Source organism: Streptomyces melanogenes, from assembly GCF_014649795.1.
Taxonomy (GTDB): domain Bacteria; phylum Actinomycetota; class Actinomycetes; order Streptomycetales; family Streptomycetaceae; genus Streptomyces; species Streptomyces noboritoensis.
Genome location: NZ_BMTS01000072.1, coordinates 1 through 1,983, shown reverse-complemented (window position 1 = coordinate 1,983; position 1,983 = coordinate 1). Strand labels below are relative to the sequence as shown.

The 1,983-nt window shown below is 65.5% G+C and carries 2 protein-coding genes and 1 pseudogene; 1 reads left to right on the top strand and 2 read right to left on the bottom strand.

Annotation, left to right across the window (positions count from 1 at the left end; all coding sequences use genetic code 11):
- Positions 1-413: 413 nt before the first annotated feature.
- A complete protein-coding gene (locus IE252_RS42760; RefSeq protein ID WP_190094920.1) occupies positions 414-956 on the top strand; it encodes an SMI1/KNR4 family protein in 543 nt (180 codons plus the stop codon).
- Positions 957-1,080: 124 nt separating this feature from the next.
- Here IE252_RS42760 and IE252_RS42755 read toward each other — a convergent pair.
- Positions 1,081-1,440 (bottom strand): annotated as a pseudogene (locus IE252_RS42755) (transposase family protein); the annotation flags it as partial.
- Positions 1,441-1,487: 47 nt separating this feature from the next.
- The coding region (locus IE252_RS42750) for a transposase (protein WP_190094919.1) at positions 1,488-1,983 on the bottom strand (496 nt) is incomplete at its 5' end.

The window sequence follows — 1,983 nt, the reverse complement described above, 5'->3', positions numbered from 1 at the left end:
CACCAGACCCGATGACCACCCCACGATCCACGACGGACCGCCGACGCTGGAGATCCTCAGTCACTAACTAAGCGGCATTGCTACCGAACCCGGAACGGTTCAAACCGCGGCCCTGACCAGCCCATGGAGCTCAGGCCAGGTCGAGGGGCAGGTCACGAGAGTCAAACGGATCAAGAGGGACGGGTACGGCCGGGCCAACCTCGACCTCCCCCGCCGCCGCATCCTCCTCAGCCCTTGACCGAAACCACGTCACGTGATCGTCGACAGAGCCGAATTTCAAGATCGCTCACAGCCCCTCCCATAAACACGGCCTTCCCCGCCGCCCCGGCCTGTTTGATGTTCACGGTCGGGAGGTACAGCTGCTGGATGGGGCGCCGTGATCGGCTATCAGTCCCCTCTGCCAGCATGCTGCTGTGGCAGCTAAACGTGACCAGGTTCCTGTCGAAGCCACTCTTGACTTCCTGTACTTGGCGTTCCCGCCGGGATGGCGCGAACCGGCGCTCGGCCATGAATCGGTCGCAGCGTGGGAGGCGGAGAACGGGGTGGTCCTCCCGGAGCCATACCGGACCTTGATCGCGGAGATCAGCAATGGGTCGAGCCTCGGCCCCGCCGGCGACGGTGGTCTCCAGCCACTTGGCTATCTGTCCAGCACATGGCCCGATCTTGGTACGCGGCAGCCGGGGGAGCCTTTTCCTCTGCAGGCGGCCTGGCTCTGGGAGGACGAGGAGGACGTCGACCCCGAGGACCCACGGATCGATGCCTCGTTCAACAAGGGTTCCGTCGTTCTCGGCTCCGAGGACGGGCAGTCCTTCTGGCTCCTGCTGACCGCGGGCCCCCGCCGCGGCGAGGTCTGGATGATCGCCGACGTCGGTGCCATCCCGACGCCTGGTGACCACGTATGGGGCTTTGAGGAATGGGTGCGGCGCTGGCATGCTGGTGACGGCTGGTGGGACTGAACGATCCGTCCCACGCAGTGGAAGCTCACGGGGCGTTCGAATCCGTGGTGGCGCTGCTGCTGTTCGAGGTGGTGAATGTCGGCTCTCTGTTCTCGTGAACAGAGCCAGTGAGCCCTTTCCATCCTCACCCTGAGCTGGTCAGATGAAGGGTGAGGATGGCCTGGACGAGGCTGGTGATCCGGGTGGTCGAGCAGCGTAGTTTGCGGAGGAGTCGCCAGGACTTGAGGGTGGCGACGGCCTGTTCAACGAGGGCCCGGATCTTCGCGTGAGAACGGTTCACGGCCTGCTGGCCTGCGGAGAGGGTGTCCCAGCGTCCCCAGCACGGGGTGCGGACCGTGCCGCCGGCGCCTCGGTATCCTTTGTCGGCCCAGCACGGGATGTCTGCCTCGGTGAGGGCGTCGATGATGCCGTGTTCGCGGGCCGCGCGGATGTCGTGGACGGCGCCGGGCAGGGCCGGTGAGACCCACAGCAGTCGGCCAAAGGGAGGGAGTGTCTGATTCTTTGTGGGTGGCCTGGTGCTGGTGGTGTGGTTTAGCGGTCGGTGATGCGGTCGCCGTAGTAGCTGGCGAGGCTGTTGATCGCCTGTTTCCAGGCGGGTGTCTTGCCGGTGACGTTGGGCCGGTTCTTGATCGGGTTACGGATCACCAGGTAGAGCACCTTGAGGGCCGCGTCGTCGTCGGGGAAGTGCCCGCGGCGCCTGGTGGCCTGGCGGAAGCGGGAGTTGAGGGACTCGATCATGTTGGTGGTGTAGACGGTCCGGCGGATCGGGGCCGGGAACCGCAGGAAGACGATCACGTGTTCCCAGCTCCGGCGCCAGGTGTCCACCACGGCCGGATAGGTATCACCCCACTCGGCTTCGAAGAGTGCGAACCGCTGCTCCGCCTCGTCGGGGGTTTTGGCGGTATAGACCTCCCGCAGTTGCCTGGCGATGGTGCCCCAGTGCTGCTTGGCCGCGTATCTGAGGCTGGTGCGCACGAGGTGGACCACGCACAGCTGCACGTCGGTCTGCGGCCACACGTCGTTGATC